14 protein-coding genes are annotated in these 16,428 nt (G+C 68.2%); 6 read left to right on the top strand and 8 right to left on the bottom strand.

Annotation, left to right across the window (positions count from 1 at the left end):
• Nucleotides 1–22: 22 nt before the first annotated feature.
• The gene (locus HWX07_RS26960; protein ID WP_175878330.1) at nt 23–1,510 is read right to left on the bottom strand and encodes a sigma 54-interacting transcriptional regulator; all 1,488 of its coding nucleotides are present in this window, start codon (nt 1,508–1,510) and stop codon (nt 23–25) included.
• A 326-nt stretch (nt 1,511–1,836) separates the two neighbouring features.
• Here HWX07_RS26960 and HWX07_RS26965 point away from each other — a divergent pair, with 326 nt between their 5' ends.
• Nucleotides 1,837–3,240: a GntP family permease gene (locus tag HWX07_RS26965; RefSeq protein WP_027810509.1), complete on the top strand. Its 1,404-nt coding sequence runs from the start codon at nt 1,837–1,839 to the stop codon at nt 3,238–3,240.
• Nucleotides 3,241–3,585: 345 nt separating this feature from the next.
• Entirely contained in the window at nt 3,586–3,837 is a 252-nt protein-coding gene (locus HWX07_RS26970) for a DUF4148 domain-containing protein (RefSeq protein WP_124466513.1), read from the top strand.
• 39 nt (nt 3,838–3,876) lie between these two features.
• On the opposite strand, the gene HWX07_RS26975 is transcribed toward HWX07_RS26970, so the two are convergent.
• Entirely contained in the window at nt 3,877–5,475 is a 1,599-nt protein-coding gene (locus tag HWX07_RS26975) for a thioredoxin family protein (RefSeq protein WP_175878331.1), read from the bottom strand.
• Nucleotides 5,476–5,489: 14 nt separating this feature from the next.
• On the opposite strand from HWX07_RS26975, the gene HWX07_RS26980 reads away from it, so the two are divergent.
• Entirely contained in the window at nt 5,490–5,753 is a 264-nt protein-coding gene (locus HWX07_RS26980; protein ID WP_175878332.1) for a hypothetical protein, read from the top strand.
• Here the strand turns inward: HWX07_RS26980 and HWX07_RS26985 are convergent.
• Complete coding sequence (locus HWX07_RS26985) at nt 5,737–6,237, bottom strand: GNAT family N-acetyltransferase (protein WP_175878333.1); 501 nt, start codon at nt 6,235–6,237, stop codon at nt 5,737–5,739. The genes HWX07_RS26980 and HWX07_RS26985 overlap by 17 nt on opposite strands.
• A gap of 592 nt (nt 6,238–6,829) precedes the next feature.
• Here HWX07_RS26985 and HWX07_RS26990 point away from each other — a divergent pair.
• The 3 genes from HWX07_RS26990 to HWX07_RS27000 all read left to right on the top strand — a co-directional run bounded on the left by HWX07_RS26990 (nt 6,830) and on the right by HWX07_RS27000 (nt 10,869).
• Nucleotides 6,830–9,181: a phospholipase C, phosphocholine-specific gene (locus HWX07_RS26990; protein WP_175878334.1), complete on the top strand. Its 2,352-nt coding sequence runs from the start codon at nt 6,830–6,832 to the stop codon at nt 9,179–9,181.
• Between the two features lie 271 nt (nt 9,182–9,452).
• Nucleotides 9,453–9,722, top strand: coding sequence for a hypothetical protein (locus HWX07_RS26995; protein ID WP_006480304.1), 270 nt, complete (start codon nt 9,453–9,455; stop codon nt 9,720–9,722).
• 154 nt (nt 9,723–9,876) lie between these two features.
• On the top strand, nt 9,877–10,869 hold the full coding sequence (locus tag HWX07_RS27000; protein ID WP_011548893.1) for a DedA family protein/thiosulfate sulfurtransferase GlpE: 993 nt from the start codon (nt 9,877–9,879) through the stop codon (nt 10,867–10,869).
• Nucleotides 10,870–10,923: 54 nt separating this feature from the next.
• On the opposite strand, the gene HWX07_RS27005 is transcribed toward HWX07_RS27000, so the two are convergent.
• From HWX07_RS27005 to HWX07_RS27025, 5 genes are all read right to left on the bottom strand, one after another.
• On the bottom strand, nt 10,924–12,396 hold the full coding sequence (locus HWX07_RS27005; RefSeq protein ID WP_175878335.1) for an OprD family porin: 1,473 nt from the start codon (nt 12,394–12,396) through the stop codon (nt 10,924–10,926).
• A gap of 165 nt (nt 12,397–12,561) precedes the next feature.
• A complete protein-coding gene (locus HWX07_RS27010; protein ID WP_175878336.1) occupies nt 12,562–13,581 on the bottom strand; it encodes an oligopeptide/dipeptide ABC transporter ATP-binding protein in 1,020 nt (339 codons plus the stop codon).
• The gene (locus HWX07_RS27015) at nt 13,578–14,570 is read right to left on the bottom strand and encodes an ABC transporter ATP-binding protein (protein ID WP_175878337.1); all 993 of its coding nucleotides are present in this window, start codon (nt 14,568–14,570) and stop codon (nt 13,578–13,580) included. The genes HWX07_RS27010 and HWX07_RS27015 overlap by 4 nt, the downstream gene beginning before the upstream one ends.
• Before the next feature lies 1 nt (nt 14,571).
• On the bottom strand, nt 14,572–15,474 hold the full coding sequence (locus HWX07_RS27020) for an ABC transporter permease subunit (protein WP_124698854.1): 903 nt from the start codon (nt 15,472–15,474) through the stop codon (nt 14,572–14,574).
• 13 nt (nt 15,475–15,487) lie between these two features.
• Nucleotides 15,488–16,426, bottom strand: a complete 939-nt coding sequence (locus HWX07_RS27025; protein ID WP_089470820.1) for an ABC transporter permease subunit — start codon at nt 16,424–16,426, stop codon at nt 15,488–15,490.
• Nucleotides 16,427–16,428: the final 2 nt, after the last annotated feature.

Raw genomic sequence — 16,428 nt, forward strand, 5'->3', positions numbered from 1 at the left:
AGCACCGGCCTCGCCGATCGGCCTACCGGTCGATGCCCAGCGCCGCCAGTTTCTTGTACAGCGTCGCGCGGCCGATGCCGATCCGCGCAGCCGCTTCGACGACCTTTCCGTCACAGGCCGCGAGCGCATCGATGAGGAACTGGCGCTCCCACGCCGCCAGTGCATCGGCATACGAGGCGGCCGGCGCAGCGGATGCCGTCGGGGCATCGCCCGCGCGCTGCTCGGCCGGCACCGCGCCAACCCGCTGCGCCGGCGCCGCGCCGTCCGGCGAAATGCGCACCGGCCCGAGAAACGGCGCGAGCGCGCGCGCATCGATCACCGAGCGGTCCGACAGCATCAGCGCGCGCTCGAGCGTATTGCGCAACTCGCGCACGTTACCGGGCCACGGATACGCGCACAGCATCCGCAGCGCATCGTCGGTCAGTTCGCAGTGCGCGGCGCGCCCATGCTGGGCCGCCAGCTCCTCGAGCGTCGCGTAGACGAGCGCCGCGATGTCGGAAGCGCGCTCGCGCAGCGGCGGCGCATGGATCGTCAGCACGTTCAGCCGGTAATAGAGATCCGCGCGAAAACGCCCGGCCGCCACCAGCGCCGGCAGGTCGGCCGACGTGGCGGCGATGATGCGCACGTCCGCGCGCACGATCCGGTTCGAGCCGACCGGCTCGAACTCCTTGTCCTGCAGCACGCGCAGCAACTTGCCCTGCAACGGCAACGGCATGTCGCCGATCTCGTCGAGAAACAGCGTGCCGCGATCGGCCAGTTCGAACTTGCCGACGCGCCCCTTGCGATCGGCGCCGGTGTACGCGCCGGGCGCCGCGCCGAAGAATTCGGTTTCGAGCAGCGTGTCGGGAATTGCGGCGACGTTGACGGTCACGAGCGGCTGCAGCGCACGCGCCGACGCCGCGTGAATCGCGTGGGCGAGCAACTCCTTGCCGGTGCCCGTCTCGCCGAGCAGCAGCACCGGCGAATCGACTTGCGCCGCGCGGCGCGCCTGACGCTTGGTCTCGAGGCTCGCGGCACTCGTGCCGACGAAGCTGGCGAACGTGTATTTCGCGCGGCGTGCCTGCGCGAGCGAGCGCTGCGTCGCGATCAGTTGCTGCTGAAGCTGCGCGTAGCGGGAAAAAATCGGCGTGAGGGTCTTCAACTGGTCGAACAGCGCGAAGCCGATCGCGCCGACCGTCTCGCCGGCCTCGTTCTTCAACGGCAGGCGGGTGACGACGAGCGGCTCGCGGCCCGTCTCCATGATGTCGAGCAGGATCGGCTGCCCGGTCGACACGACTTCCCGCATCAGGCTGTTCGGGATCACGGCCTCGCAGTCGAGGCCGACGGCCTGCTGCGGATCGGCGAAACCGAAGCGTGCCGCGTAACGCTCGTTCATCCACACGACGCGCGCGTCGCGATCGACGACCACCGTGCCCGCACTCGAATCCTCGAAGGTCCGGAACAGCGACTCGGCGGCGCGCCGCAGCACGTCGCCGTAGTTGACGGGCAGGCGCGCCCAGTCGTTCATCATCGTGTCTTCGTCTCCGTATATCGTCGACCGGATGTCTCCGAAACGAGACGGATTATCTCACTCTGGAGACACGTCGCAATCGGTTGTCCGGGAAAGCCCTGCCCGATTTCGAGGGTCGACCGAACGGCCAAATCGTCTCCGGTTGGAGACGTTTTATGTAGAATCGTCAGACCTGCACCGGCGCGGGCCCGCCGGCCGCCGGCGGACCCATGTCCGGCGGCGCAATCCGGCCGATGGCACGAAACCTGCACGAACCCGAACTGGTCCGCGGCGCATCGCGCGATCGAACAACAACCAAAGCCATTCCAAGCTTTTAGGAGACTCCCTTGTCTTTCGTGATCGTCCTCGCCGCGCTGGCGTTCCTGATGTTCGCCGCGTATCGCGGCTACAGCGTGATCCTGTTCGCGCCGATCGCCGCGCTCGGCGCGGTGCTCCTGACCGAACCCGCCGCCGTCGCACCGGTCTTCTCCGGCATCTTCATGGAAAAGATGGTCGGCTTCGTCAAACTGTATTTTCCGGTCTTCATGCTGGGCGCCGTGTTCGGCAAGGTGATCGAACTGTCCGGGTTCTCCGAGTCGATCGTCCATGCGGCAATCCGCTACATCGGCCGCTCGCGCGCGAATGCGGTGATCGTCGCGGTGTGCGCGCTGCTCACCTATGGCGGCGTCTCGCTGTTCGTGGTGGTGTTCGCGGTCTATCCGTTCGCGGCCGAACTCTATCGCCAGAGCAACATCCCGAAACGGCTGATGCCCGGCGCGATCGCACTCGGCGCGTTCTCGTTCACGATGGACTCGCTGCCCGGCACGCCGCAGATCCAGAACATCATCCCGACCACGTTCTTCAAGACGACCGCCTGGGCCGCGCCCGCGCTCGGCACGATCGGCTCGCTGTTCATCATCGTCGTCGGCCTCACGTATCTCGAATGGCGCCGCCGTTCCGCGATGGCGAAGGGCGAAGGCTACGGCACGTCGCTCGTCAACGAGCCGGAGCGCGTCGAGGCGAAGGCGCTGCCGCATCCCGCGCTGGCGATCCTGCCGCTGATCCTCGTCGGCGTGTCGAACTTCGCGTTCACGAAGCTGATCCCGCAGTGGTACGGCGCCGCGTCGTACACGGTCGCGCCGGAAGTGCTGCCGGGCGTGCACGCGCCCGTCACGACGTCGATCAAGACGGTCGTCGCGATCTGGTCGGTCGAGGCCGCGCTGCTGCTCGGTATCGTGCTGGTCGTGCTGACCGCCTTCAAGCGCGTCAGCGACCGCTTCGCGGCCGGCTCGAAGGCCGCCGTCGCCGGCGCGCTGCTCGCCGCGATGAACACCGCGTCGGAATACGGCTTCGGCGGCGTGATCGCCGCGCTGCCGGGCTTTCTCGTCGTCAGCGATGCGCTGAAGAGCATCCCGAACCCGCTCGTCAACGCGGCCGTGTCGGTCAGCTCGCTCGCGGGCATCACGGGCTCGGCGTCCGGCGGCATGAGCATCGCGCTCGCCGCGATGTCGGACCTGTTCATCAAGGGCGCGCAGGCGGCCAACATCCCGATGGACGTGCTGCACCGGGTCGTCGCGATGGCGAGCGGCGGCATGGACACGCTGCCGCACAACGGCGCGGTCATCACGCTGCTCGCGGTCACGGGCCTCACGCACCGCGAGTCGTATCGCGACATCTTCGCGGTCACCATCATCAAGACGCTCGCGGTGTTCTTCGTGATCGCCGTGTACTACGCGACGGGGCTCGTGTAAGCGTTGGCATCCCAGGCGGCGCTTCATTCGCCGCCTGCCCTCGCCCTTCAAGATCGGGCCGCATGCGCACCGGAACGGATTCCGGAATGCGCATCCGGTCCGATTTCATTTCGCTGCCCGTCGAATCAGATCAAATCCCTGCCGTAGCGCTTGTACGCGCGTGGCGGCCACCCGGGGCATTGCGCAGCCCCTCCCTTATGTACCCATTGTTGCCGGCAGCAGAACACTGCGTTGGGCATGATCGCATTTTTCGCACGGCCGCCCCGGCCTACACTGGTTTCAACGTCGCACGGCGCTTCGACGAACGAAGCGCCGCGATTCACCGGAATCGTGGAGGTCCCGATCATGAAGCGCCTGATCCAAGCCGTTGCCATTGCCCTGGCCGTCTCGGCCCCCTTCGCCGCGCAAGCCCAGTCGAACCCGCCGCTCACGCGCGCGCAGGTCCACGCCGAAGTCAAGGCGCTCAAGCAGGCCGGCTTCCAGTCGAGCGACTGGTTCTATCCGGCCAGCATCGTATCCGCCGAAGCGAAGATCGCCCGCGAGCACGACGCCGGATACGGCAGCGATCGCGGCGCATCGTCGGAATCGGGCCGGTAATCCGTCGTCCAACCCGCCCGACGATCCTTCCGCGCGTCGTTACGCCTTCACGGGCTGGATCAGCTTCGTGCATGCCGCCGCCTGCGGATCGCCGGCCGGCAGTTTCCCGCACACGCCGTCGAACTGCTTGACGACCGACCTGACCGACGCATCGTGCGCGCCGCTGCCGCGCCAGCGGTTCAGCTGCGTGACGACCTTGGTCAGCGCGCGCAGGTTCGCGCCGTAGAACGCGTCGCGGGTCTTGTCGGCCTGCGCGAGCACACTGGCGGCAATCCGTTCGATGCGCGCCGAATCGTCCGGCGCCAGTTCGACCGCATTCGCAAAGTAGGTCGCGCCCCAGCGCAGCTTCGTCGCCGGCCCGCTCGCCGCGTCGTACGCCTCGCGATACCAGTCGAGCGCGGCCGCCTTGTCGCCGCGCGCCTTCGCGTTCGCGGCCAGTCCGGACATGAAGTAATACGGCGTGGACGAACGCGGCAACTCGGCCTTCAGCAACGCATCCGATTCGTCGTACAGCCCCGCGTCGGTCAGCGTGTCCGCGCCTTCGCTGACGAGCGCCTGACGCTCGTACGCGTTCGCCGCGCCCTGCACCGACGCGGCGATCTGCTTGCGCGCGGTGTCGGCCAGCGCTGGTGCGGCGAGCGGTGCGCCCTTGCGTGCATCGCCGCGCGCGAGCAGCACGCGGCCATGCAGCGCCATCAGCCGGTCGATCGACGACAGCGTGGTGTCGGTCGACAGGCGCGCGAGCGCCGTGTCGTACGCGCCGCGCAATTTCGTGCGCTGCGCGTCGTCGCCGCCGCCGAGATACGCGACCACGCGCGCGGGCGCGGCGACCAGCACGTCCGAATCGGCCCGCGACAGCGCGGCATCGTGCAGCACCGTGCGCAGCGAATCGGCGAGCGCGGCCTTGTCGAGCGCACCGGCCTGCGTCGGGTCGTCCGACGCGGCGACCACCGCCGACTTCAGCGCGAAGCGCGCCGATTCGGCTTTCGCACCGGCCGCCCGCGCGCGTTGCGCGAGCGACTGCAGCGTCTGCGCGACACGATCGGCCGGCACCGGCAGCGCGCCGTCGGTATCCCACGAATAGTCGGCCAGCAGACGCCATTCGTCCGGCGTCAGCGACGCGCCGTTCTTCAGCGCCGTCGCGAGCGTCTGCCGCACCGGATGCGCGGCCGTCATCCCGAGCGACAGCGCCTGCATGTAGCGGTCGAGGTCCGCTTCGCCCGGTAGCCGCGTCACTTCGGTGCCGTCGGGGCGGAACAGGATCATCGTCGGATAGCCGTGCACCTTGAAACGCTCGCCGAGCTTCTGCGCGCTTTCGGTATCGCCGTCGAGATACACAGGCACGAAGAACGACGAGCGCGTCTTGAATGCCTGCTGGCTGAAGATCGTCGACTTCACCTGGTTGCACGACGGGCACCATACCGCGCCCCAGTACAGCAGCAGCGGCTTGCCCTCGCGCTTCGCGAGCGCGAACGCGGCATCGACGTCGCCGTGTTGCCACGCGATACCGGGCGGCAGATGCGCACCGTTGGGCGATGTGCTCGCCACCGGGACGCCCGCGGGCGTGGCGGCGGCGAGCGCCGCACCGGAGGCAACGAACAGGCAGGCGGCGGCGAGATTGCGGAGAACGGTTTTCATCGAAGCGGGTTCCGTTGAAAAAGACGGTTTCAGGGCGATGCCGCGCACGCAACGAGGGCCGTGAAGCGATGCCGATGAGGCCGGCCGACAGGCAGCGCCGCGCATGCATCGATACCGAAAAAGCGAAGCCGGCCGCGGCGACCGGCAAATCGTTCGACGATACGACGGGTACAGCCGAAGGAAAACGAACGAATTCTCGATTGGATATGACGGGCGGCAGCACGTGCTGCGTGTGCCGTCACGTCCGCGACGGCCAGCCCTTCATTGCCGCGCCTTGATCCGGGCCATGTGATACACGGACGCATGCGCGCCGTCGCGCAACGCGTAATCCGCCGATTCGCCTTCGATGCGGAAACCGTGTTTCTCGTAGAGCGCGATCGCCGCGCGGTTGTCGGTGAACACGGTCAGCTCGAGACGCGTGATGTTCAGCCAGTTCTCCGCGAGATCGATCGCGGCCGCGAGCAGCCGGCCGCCGATGCCGCGCCCGTGACGGGCCGCGTCGACCATCATGCCGAGCGACGCCGCGTGACGCCGGCGCGGATTCGGCTCGGGATGGAGGCCGAGATGGCCGACCACCGTGCCGTCGATTTCGGCGACGAGGCTCATGCCGTGCTCGCGCACGTTGTCGAGCCGCTTCCGCCATTTTTCGAGCGACGGAAACGGCTGTTGCAACGTATTCATGTACACCGCGGGATGCGCGGCGATCTGCCGGATCGCGTCGACGTCGTGCGTCTCGCTGTGCCGGATTCTGATATCGGTCATGGGTGGGCCGGTTCCGAAAAGTCACGCCGAAGGCGCGGACTGCGCAGGCGCGCAGCAACGCGTCGAGCTTAGCCGATTTCATGCATTTGAAACACAGGTGTCACGCCGTCGCCAGTCAGGTTGCATCCGCAACGAAACACGCGCACCACCCCCTAAAATCCGGAAAATTCTGACCGGTCACGCCCACGGAGATCGGTAATTTCTTACCGTTTTCAACCGCCCATTGCGCCTGAACGAATCGTTGCGCACGCAACGTCACGTGCGCGACATGCGATGTCATTTCTTCATCACGTCGACGTCATGTCGACTCCCTAGACTGGGCGCCGCCGCAGTTCCGCATACGCCGGGTTGGTATGTGTGCCGGCACCTGCCGCCGTGCGTCACAAGCGCGCGGCGCGCAGGATCGCGACGACGATGCCGCGGCATCCGCGCGACGTCGGGCGTCGCGTGTCGGGCGCAATGCGTGCCCCGCTGCGACACGCGGCCGACGGCCGAACGCGCACGCATCGGCGAGCGCCCCGGGGCCGGACGACGCCCGGGCACCCCCAAGACGAACGCACGACCGCTCCCACCCTCACAGGACACGAACGCCATGACGTCACGCCGCAAATTCCTTCAGCAGACCGCCGGCTCCGGCCTCGCCGCCGCCGCGCTGTCCGCGTTTCCGCCGAGCATCCGCCGCGCGCTCGCGATTCCCGCCTTCCACGAAACGGGAACCATCCACGACGTCAAGCACGTCGTGCTGCTGATGATGGAGAACCGCGCGTTCGACAGCTACTTCGGCACGTTCAAGGGCGTGCGCGGCTATGGCGACCGCTTCGCAGTGCCGTCGCCGAACGGCCGCGACGTGTTCTATCAGGCGTACACGAAGGCGACGCCCGCCGCGACCGTGACGCCGTATCACCTCGACGCGCGCCAGGGCAACGCGCAGCGCGCGGGCGGCACGCCGCACACGTGGGCCGATGCGCAAGCCGCGTGGGACCACGGCCGGATGAACCGCTGGCCCGACGCGAAGACGCCGCTGTCGATGGGCTATTACGACGCGGCCGAAGTGCCGTTCCAGCGCGCGCTCGCCGATGCGTTCACGCTGTGCGACCACTACCACTGCGGGATGCACACGGGCACGATCGCGAACCGCCTGTTCTACTGGAGCGGCACCAACGGCCCGAACGGCCTCAGCCCGGCCGACGGCAGCCGCGTGAAGATCGCCGCGCTGAACAACCAGTTCAACGGCGGCAACGACATCGGCCCGTCGAGCCAGGGCTGGACCTGGACGACCTATGCCGACCGGCTGCAGCAGGCCGGCGTGAACTGGAAGGTCTATCAGAGCCTGATCGACAACTTCGGCTGCAACGAGATGATGAGCTTCCGCCACTGGCGCGCGGCGATCGAGCAGATGCCGGCCGCGCGCCGGCCCGCGTACGTCGCGTCGACCGACATCACGCAGCCGGTGACGGCGGCCGGCGCGTTCTACGACCCGGCGATCGACGATCCGCTGAGCCCGCTCGCGAAGGGCTTCGGCAACACGATGCCGTACGGCTTTCTCGAGACGTTCCGCGACGACATCCGCAACGGCAAGCTGCCGGAAGTGTCGTGGATCATCCCGCCGTCCGCGTACAGCGAACACCCGGGGCCGTCGAGCCCCGCGCAGGGCGGCTGGTACGTGCAGGCCGTGCTCGACGCGCTGACGGCGAACCCGGAGGTCTGGAGCAAGACCGTGCTGCTGGTCAACTACGACGAGAACGACGGCTTCTTCGATCACATGCCGTCGCCGGCCGTGCCGTCGCGCAACGCCGACGGCACGCTCGCGGGCGGCCATACGCTGTCGGCCGCCGACGTCGCGGCCGAGTACCACGACTTCGCGCCGGCCACGTCGAGCCAGCCGGCGGCCGACGGCCGTCCGTACGGCCCGGGCCCGCGCGTGCCGATGTGGATCGTGTCGCCGTGGAGCCGCGGCGGCTGGGTCAACTCGCAGGTGTTCGACCATACGTCGACGCTGCGCTTCCTGGAGAAGCGCTTCGGCGTCGCGGAGCCGCAGATCAGCGCGTACCGCCGCGCGGTGTGCGGCGACCTGACGAGTGCGTTCAATTTCCGCACGCCCAACAACGAGCCGCTGCCGACGCTCGCGGGCCGCACGACGAAAAGCCAGGTCGACGCGCTGAGCGCCACGCAGCAAACCGCGCCGAAGATCGTGCCGCCCACCACGCCCGCGCCGCCTGCACAGGCGACCGGCGTACGTCCGTCGCGCGCGCTGCCGTACGAACTGCACGCGAGCGCACGCATCGATGCCGGCATCGGCACCGTCACGCTGAAGTTCGCGAACACCGGCCGCGCCGCCGCCGTGTTTCACGTCTACGACAAGCTGCACCTCGACCGGCTGCCGCGGCGCTACGTCGTCGAGCCCGGCAAGCGGCTGCACGGCGACTGGGCCGCGCGTGCCGACGATGGCGGTAAATATGACCTGTGGGTGCTCGGCCCGAACGGCTTTCACCGCTGCTTCACCGGTGACCTGAGCCGCGTGGCCGGGGCGCGCGCGCCGCATCCGGAAGTGCGCGTCGGCTATGCGGGCGCGAGCGGCAACCTCCACCTGCGGCTGCGCAACGACGGCGGCGATACGGTGCGCTTCACGGTGAAGTCGAATCAGGTCTACGGGCCGCTGTCCGGGCGGGGCGGGAACGACGCCCACGGTCACGATCATGGCCACGGCAACGAAAACGGCAACGGCCATGGCACCGGCACCGGCACCGGCACTACATGGACCGTCACGGTGCGCGCCGGCGACCAGTCAGAACTGCACTGGAAGCTCGACTCGACCGGCCATTGGTACGACTTCATCGTCACCGCCGACAGCGACACGAGCTTCTCGCGCCGCGTGGCCGGCCGCGTGGAAACCGGCCGCCACTCGGTCAGCGACCCGGCGATGGGGCTCGCCGACCGCTTCTGACGCCGCCTCGGCGACGCGCGGCGCAGCGCGTGTCGCCGCCCGTGCCGGCGTGGCCGCGAACGCCGTTCGGGTACCGGTTTCGGCCGGCGCCCGAACCGGCGGAAACGCCCGCCCCGCGCGGCTCAAACATCAGAAGGATCGGTGGTATAGCCCTCTTTTCGTCCCCACGAAAATGCTCCGTGTCGCGGCCCGTTCGCGTTAAACTGCGTCAAGCTGTATTCAACAAAGACATCTTTGCCGCCACGGCATCCACGACACGAGGATAGGTTCGATGCGCACTACCGGCTCATCCGGGGCAATGACCCTGCTCACCGAACATGACGCGGCCGACGGCCGCGAACTGCGCTCGCTCCGGCTCGAGGCAACGGGCGACGGCAAGAGCGTGCTGCTGATCGAGATCGACGAACGCAAGCCCGGCATCCACCGTGAGGTCCGCTACGAGATCACGCCGGCCGAACTGATCGCGGCGATCCGCTCGCACGGTGCCGAACTGCCCGGCGAAAACCACGGCGCCGCATCGCTCGCCCGTACGCCTTCCTGATTCCGAACGGTGAGCCGCGTGCAACGCGCCGGCTCACCCACATCCCCCTGCCGCCGTCAGGCGCTTTGCGTCATTCCCGCCGCTGCCTTGAAAAAGGCCGATAATCGGCGCATCTGCATTTCCCGCCCACGCGTTTCCTTTTCGGCCAGCCGTCATGCTCCGTGACCTCGTCGCCCAGTACGGGCCGCTTCTCGTATTCGCCAACGTGCTCGCGGCGGCGGTCGGCCTGCCGGTGCCCGCGATGCCGACGCTCGTGCTGTTCGGCGCGATGTCCGCGATGCACCCCGCGATGATCGGCTCGCAGCTCGTGACGGTCGTGGCGCTGTCGGTGCTCGGCGCGCTGATCGGCGACACGGTGTGGTACGTCGCCGGGCGGCGTTACGGCGGCACGACGCTGAAGACGATCTGCCGGCTGTCGCTGTCGCGCGATACCTGCGTGAAAAAGACCGAGCGTTTCTTCGGCCGCTACGGCGTGCGCGTGCTCGCGGTCGCGCGTTTCATTCCCGGGTTGTCGCTGGTGTCGGTGCCGATGGCCGGTGCGCTCGGCACGCGCTATCGCACGTTCGCCGGCTACGACGCGCTCGGCGCCGCGCTGTGGACGATCGTCGGGCTGGGAGCCGGCCTCGTGTTCTACCGGCAGATCGACTGGCTGTTCGCCGGCGCGAGCCGTCTCGGCCGCGCGGTGCTGCTGGTCATCGTCGCGCTGCTCGCCGTCTATGCGGCCGTGCGCTGGATGCGCCGCCGCGCGCTGATCCGCCAGCTCGCGAACGCGCGGATCGGCGTCGACGAACTCGACGTGCTGCTGCGCGACGCCGCCGCCCCGGTAGTGCTCGACGTCCGCTCGCCCGAGCACCGCAAGCTCGACCCGTTCACGATTCCCGGTGCGCAGTTCGCCGACGAGCGCCAGATCGGCGACATCGTCGCGCGCTATCCGCTCACGCAGAAGTTCGTCGTGTATTGCTCGTGCCCGAACGAGGTGACGGCCGCGCTGATGGCGAAGCGCCTGCTCGATGCAGGCTTCACCGATGCGCTCGCGCTGCGCGGCGGCCTCGACGCATGGCGCGATACCGGCCGCCAGCTCACGTCGCTCGTGGAAGAGATGCCCGCCGCGAATGATCCCGTGGCGGGCTGGCACAAGCCGGCCTGATCGTGCCGATCGCAGGCCGGCCGTGCGAGACAGGGGGCCTTGCGCCCCCTTCCATCAGAACGCGTGCAGCGGCAGGTTCACGACCAGACGGTACTCGGTGTTGGTCGCGTCCGAGTAGTGGGCCGAACCGGCGTGCCACATCGCGATGAACGTGACCTTCGTGTTCTTCAGCTTGCCGCTCTGGAACGTGTACGACGGGATGAAGCCGAACTCGTGGTGACGGCCCTGCACCGGCGCGCCGTTGCTCCAGTAGATGCTCGACTTGCTCGGGTCGTTCGCCGCGCCCGCGCTGCCGTCCGCGCCCCAGCCCGTCACGCCCCACACCATCGCCTTGAAGCCCGGCAGGCCTGCGTCCTTGCCGTAGAACGTGTAACGCAGCTGCAGCGATTTTTCGTGCGGCGCGTTGTAGTCGACGTCCATCGAGTTGGCCAGGAAGATGCCGTTCGTTTCGTTCAGGTAGTCGAAGAACTGGTCGCCGAGCACCTGCTGGAAGCCGAGCAGCAGTTCATGCGGGCCATGCTGTGCGGCGAGCGACAGGCTGTACGCGTTGTTGTTGATCTTGCCTTGCAGCGCATCGCCCGTGTCGTGCGTCGAGTAGACGTTGCCGAAGCCGGTCCACTTGATCGTCTGCGGGCTGCCGATGCTGTGCTTCACCGACGCGTAGTACTGGTGCCACACGTCGTCGGCCTGGTTCGCGTACAGCGCGACTTCGCCGTTCGGCGAGTAGTCCCACGTGCCGCCGACGTAGGTCAGGCGATTGATGCGCGTGCCGCCGTATTGCGTCGTGAGGTTGGTGAGCGTCGTATGGCCGCGCGCGTCGGTCTTCGTGAAGCTGCCGGCCTCGAGCATCACGTTCTTGAATTCATTGCTGACGAGCGTCGCGCCGAGGAACGTCGGCGGCAGCGCACGGTTGTCGTGCTGCTCCATGAACGGGTTGTCGACGGCCTGCAAGCCGTACTTGACCACCGTGTTCGAGATGCGCGCCTTGACGTCGTAGATGCCCGGGTACGCCCACGCGAGCTGGTTGCCGCCGCCACCACCCTTCGCGATGTGCACCATGCTGCCGGCGCCCTGGCCGCCGTCGAGCTTCAGCGCCGCATACAACGACGCATCGAAGCCGATCCCGATCAGGCCGGTCGTGTAGCCCGACTCGAAGTTCGCCATCGCGCCCTGGACCCACGCATGACGATGCGGGCCGCCCTTGTTGTCGAGCACGTCCGCATAGTTGCGGAACAGGAAGTCGAGATGGCTGTCGGCGATGAAGCCGTTCGACTTCGACTGCGCCGACGGCTCGTCGGGCGGCGTGACGGCCTGGGTCGCCTCGGCATTGACAATGGCGTTCGGGGTCGTTGCCTGCGCAACCGATGTGCCCGACCCGGCGGCCGGTGCGGCCTGCGCGACCGTCAACGGCGCGGGGGCCGCGTCGTCGGCGTGCGCGACGCCCGTCAGCGAGACGCCGGCGAGCGCCGGCAGTCCCCAGGCAAGCAGCATCTTCGATGCCGTCCCGATCTTTTTCTGCTTTTTCATCATCATTCTCGTCTTGTGTTGATATCGTCCACGCCGGTTGCGATCCGCTCCCAGCCCCCCGGCGAGCCCGGCTAAGGACGCGCCTGTACCCGCGGCGCGAAGATCGTTCGCGCCGCACCTACCCCTGTTGACCTGCCTTGGTTTTGTTTGCTGCGTTACTTCACGTCACGCCGCGCCCGCGCGGATGCACGCGACGCGCGCCGCCGACCCCTGCCGCACTTCCGGCAGCGGCACGTCCTGCGCGCACGCGTCGATCGCGACCGGGCAGCGCGTGCGGAACGCGCAGCCGGACGGCGGGTTGAGCGGCGAGGGCATCTCGCCCGCCAGCAGCATCGGACGGCGAGCACGCTCGCGCGCCGGCTCCGGCGTCGGCGCCGCATCGAGCAGCGCCTTCGTGTACGGGTGTTGCGGCACGCCGTACACGTCATGCCGCGTGCCGAACTCCATCACGCGGCCGAGATACATCACGAGCACGCGCTGGCTGATGGCCTTCACCACCGCCAGATCGTGCGCGACGAACAGATAGGACAACGACAGTTCGCGTTGCAGATCGCGCAGCAAGTTCACGATCTGCGCCTGGATCGACACGTCGAGCGCCGATACGGGTTCGTCGCAGATCACGAGCTTCGGCTCGCTGATCAGCGCGCGCGCGATGCCGACGCGCTGGCACTGCCCGCCGGAAAACTCATGCGGATATCGCAGCAGGTGATGCGCGTTCAGGCCGACGCGTTCGAGCATCGAGATCACACGGCGGCGCACTTCGGTACGGCCGAGGCCGGCGTGGTGCGTGACGAGCGGCTCCGCGACGACCTGCTCGATCGTCATGCGCGGATCGAGCGATGCGAGCGGATCCTGGAAGATCATCTGCACTTCGCGCCGCATCGCCGTGCCGCGCAGGTGATCGGGCGCCACGGCCTGGCCGCGCCATTTCACGGTGCCGGCCGTCATCGGCACGAGGCCGATCAATGCGCGCGCGAGCGTCGACTTCCCGCAGCCGGATTCGCCGACGAGCCCGACCGTCTCGCCGCGCTTCACGTCGAACGACACGCCGTCGACCGCGCGCAGCGTGCCCTTCGGCGACCATGGATAGCCGCCGAGCGGTACGCGGAAATGCACTTTCAGATTGTCGACGGACAGCAGCGTGTCGTCCGTCGCGCCGGCTTGGCGGCGTTCATCGACGCTCATCGCAGACCTCCCGTCAGATCGGCCAGGGGCCGGTGGCACGCGCGCACCGCGCCCGCGGCGCCATAGGTTTCGAGCGCCGGGCGCTCGGCGCCGCAGCGTTCTTCCGCATACGTGCAGCGCTTCGCGAACGCGCAGCCGGCCGGCGCGGTGCCGGGCATCGGCGGGTTGCCGGGAATCGCGACGAGCGGCGCATCGTCGGCGTCGGTCAGGCGCGGCAGCGCGTTGAGCAGGCCGATCGTGTACGGATGCGACGGCGCCGCGAAGATCGAGTCGGCCGGCGCGTATTCGACGGTGCGGCCCGCGTACATGACCATCACGTCGTCGGCGAGGCCGGCGACCACGCCCATGTCGTGCGTGATCAGCACGATCGCGGTGCCGCGCTCGCGGTTCAGCTCGCGCAGCAGGTCGATGATCTGCGCCTGCACGGTCACGTCGAGCGCGGTGGTCGGCTCGTCGGCGATCAGGATTTCCGGCTCGGAGAGCAGTGCCATCGCGATCATCACGCGCTGCCGCATGCCGCCCGAGAACTCGTGCGGATACATGCGGATGCGGCGCGCCGCGTCGGGAATGCGTACCGATTCGAGCGCCTCGATCGCGCGCTTGATCGCTTCCTTGCGCGACAGCTTGCGATGCAGCTGCAGCGTCTCGGTCATCTGCCGCTCGATCGTCAGGAACGGATTGAGCGACGTCATCGGGTCCTGGAAGATCATCGCGATCCGGTCGCCGCGCACCGCGTTCAGCGCGCGCGTATCCATCTCGAGCAGGTTGTCGCCACGGTAGCGCGCGGCGCCGGTCGTCGTGCCGTTGCCGGCCAGCAGGCCGAGCAGCGCCATCACGGTCTGGCTCTTGCCCGAGCCCGATTCGCCGACGATGCCGAGCGTCTTGCCGGCTTCGAGCGAGAACGACACGCCGTTGACGGCGTCGATCGGCGGGGCATCCTTGCGCGTGAAGCGCACGCCGAGGTTTTCTACTTCCAGCAAAGCAGCCATTTCAGCGATCCTTCGGGTCGAGCGCGTCACGCAGGCCGTCGCCGACGAAGTTCACGCAGTAGAGCGTCACGCACAGCATGACGGCCGGGGCCAGCAGCAGCCACGGCATCGATTCCAGTTTCTGCGCGCCGTCCTGGATCAGCACGCCCCAGCTCGTCATCGGTTCCTGCACGCCGAGGCCGAGGAACGACAGCACCGATTCGGTCAGCACGATGTTCGGCACCGAGACCGTCGCGTACACGACGACCACGCCTAGCAGGTTCGGCACGACGTGGCGCAGCACGATCGACGCCGGCGACACGCCGATCGCGCGCGCCGCATCGACGAACTCGCGATTGCGCAGCGACAGCGTCTGGCCGCGCACGACGCGCGCCATGTCGATCCACGAGAACGCGCTGATGGTCAGCACGACCAGCATGAACGAGCGGCCGAACAGGGTCATCATCAGGATCGCGATCAGCAGGTACGGGATCGCGTACATCATGTCGACGACGCGCATCATCACGGAGTCGACGCGGCCGCCCGCGAAGCCCGCGGTCGCGCCCCACGCGACGCCGAACAGGCCCGACACGAGCGTGCCGAGCAGGCCGACCTCGATCGATACGCGCCCGCCGATCAGCGTGCGCACGAGCAGGTCGCGGCCGAGCTCGTCGGTGCCGAACCAGTGCTGGTTCGCCCAGGTCGGCGGCAGGCTGATCGACGCCCAGTCGCTCGCGGCGGGATCGGCCGCGAGCAGCCACGGGCCGACGAAACAGGCGAGCGTGATCAGCATGAGCAGCGCGAGGCTGAACAGCGCCGCGCGGTTGTGAAGGAAGCGCGCGAACGCCAGCTCGAGCGGCGAGCGCGAACGCGGCGGCGAATCGGTCTGCACGGGCAGGCCGACGACGGGAGTGGTCGGGGTCATCGCTGTGCCTCGCTCAATAACGGATGCGCGGATCGAGCCATGCGTACGCGAGGTCGACCAGCAGGTTGAACAGCACCGCGAAGACGGTCGTCAGCACGACGAGACCGAGCACCAGCGTGTAGTCGCGGTTGATGGCGCCATTTACGACGAGTTGCCCGAGGCCCGGCAGCGCGAACACCGATTCGGTGACGACGGCCGCCGTGATCGATGTGATGCAGACCGTGCCGAACAGCGACACGACCGGCATCAGCGCGGGCTTGAGCGCATGGCGCAGCACGATCGTCGAGCCGGGCAGGCCCTTCGCGCGCGCGGTGCGGATGTAGTTGCTCGACAGCGTCTCGATCATCGAGCCGCGCATCACGCGCGCGAGCAGCGACACGTTGATGAGGGTCAGCAGCGCGATCGGCAGCAGCCGGTACTGCCAGCCGCCGTCGCCCCAGCCGCCGGCCGGCAGCCAGCCGTTGCCGGCCGACGTCTTCAGCAGGATCGCGAAGATCCACACCATGACGGGGCCGAGCACGAACGGCGGCACGACGTTGCCGAAGTTGCCGATCAGCATCACGAAGCGGTCGATCACGCTGTCGCGGCGCACGGCCGCGACGGTGCCGAGCAGCACGCCGAGCACGATCGAGATCGGGATCGACACGCCGCCCACGCCGAGGCTCACGGGCAGCGCCTTCTTCACGAGATCGTTCACCGACCAGTCGACGTAACGGAACGACGGGCCGAGATCGCCGTGCAGCAGCGAGCCGAGATACAGCAGGTACTGCTTCCACAGCGGCTCGTCGAGGTGGTACTTCGCGTTCAGGTTCGCGAGCGTCGCGGCGGACAGCTGCTTCTCCGTATCGAACGGGCCGCCGGGTGTGAAATGCAGCAGCAGGTAGCAGACGGTGATGACCGCGAGGATCGTCGGCACCGCCCACAACGTGCGCCTCAATGCGTAGGCCAGCATGA

It is taken from the genome of Burkholderia sp. BCC0097 (genome assembly GCF_902832985.1).
GTDB classification, from domain to species: domain Bacteria; phylum Pseudomonadota; class Gammaproteobacteria; order Burkholderiales; family Burkholderiaceae; genus Burkholderia; species Burkholderia orbicola.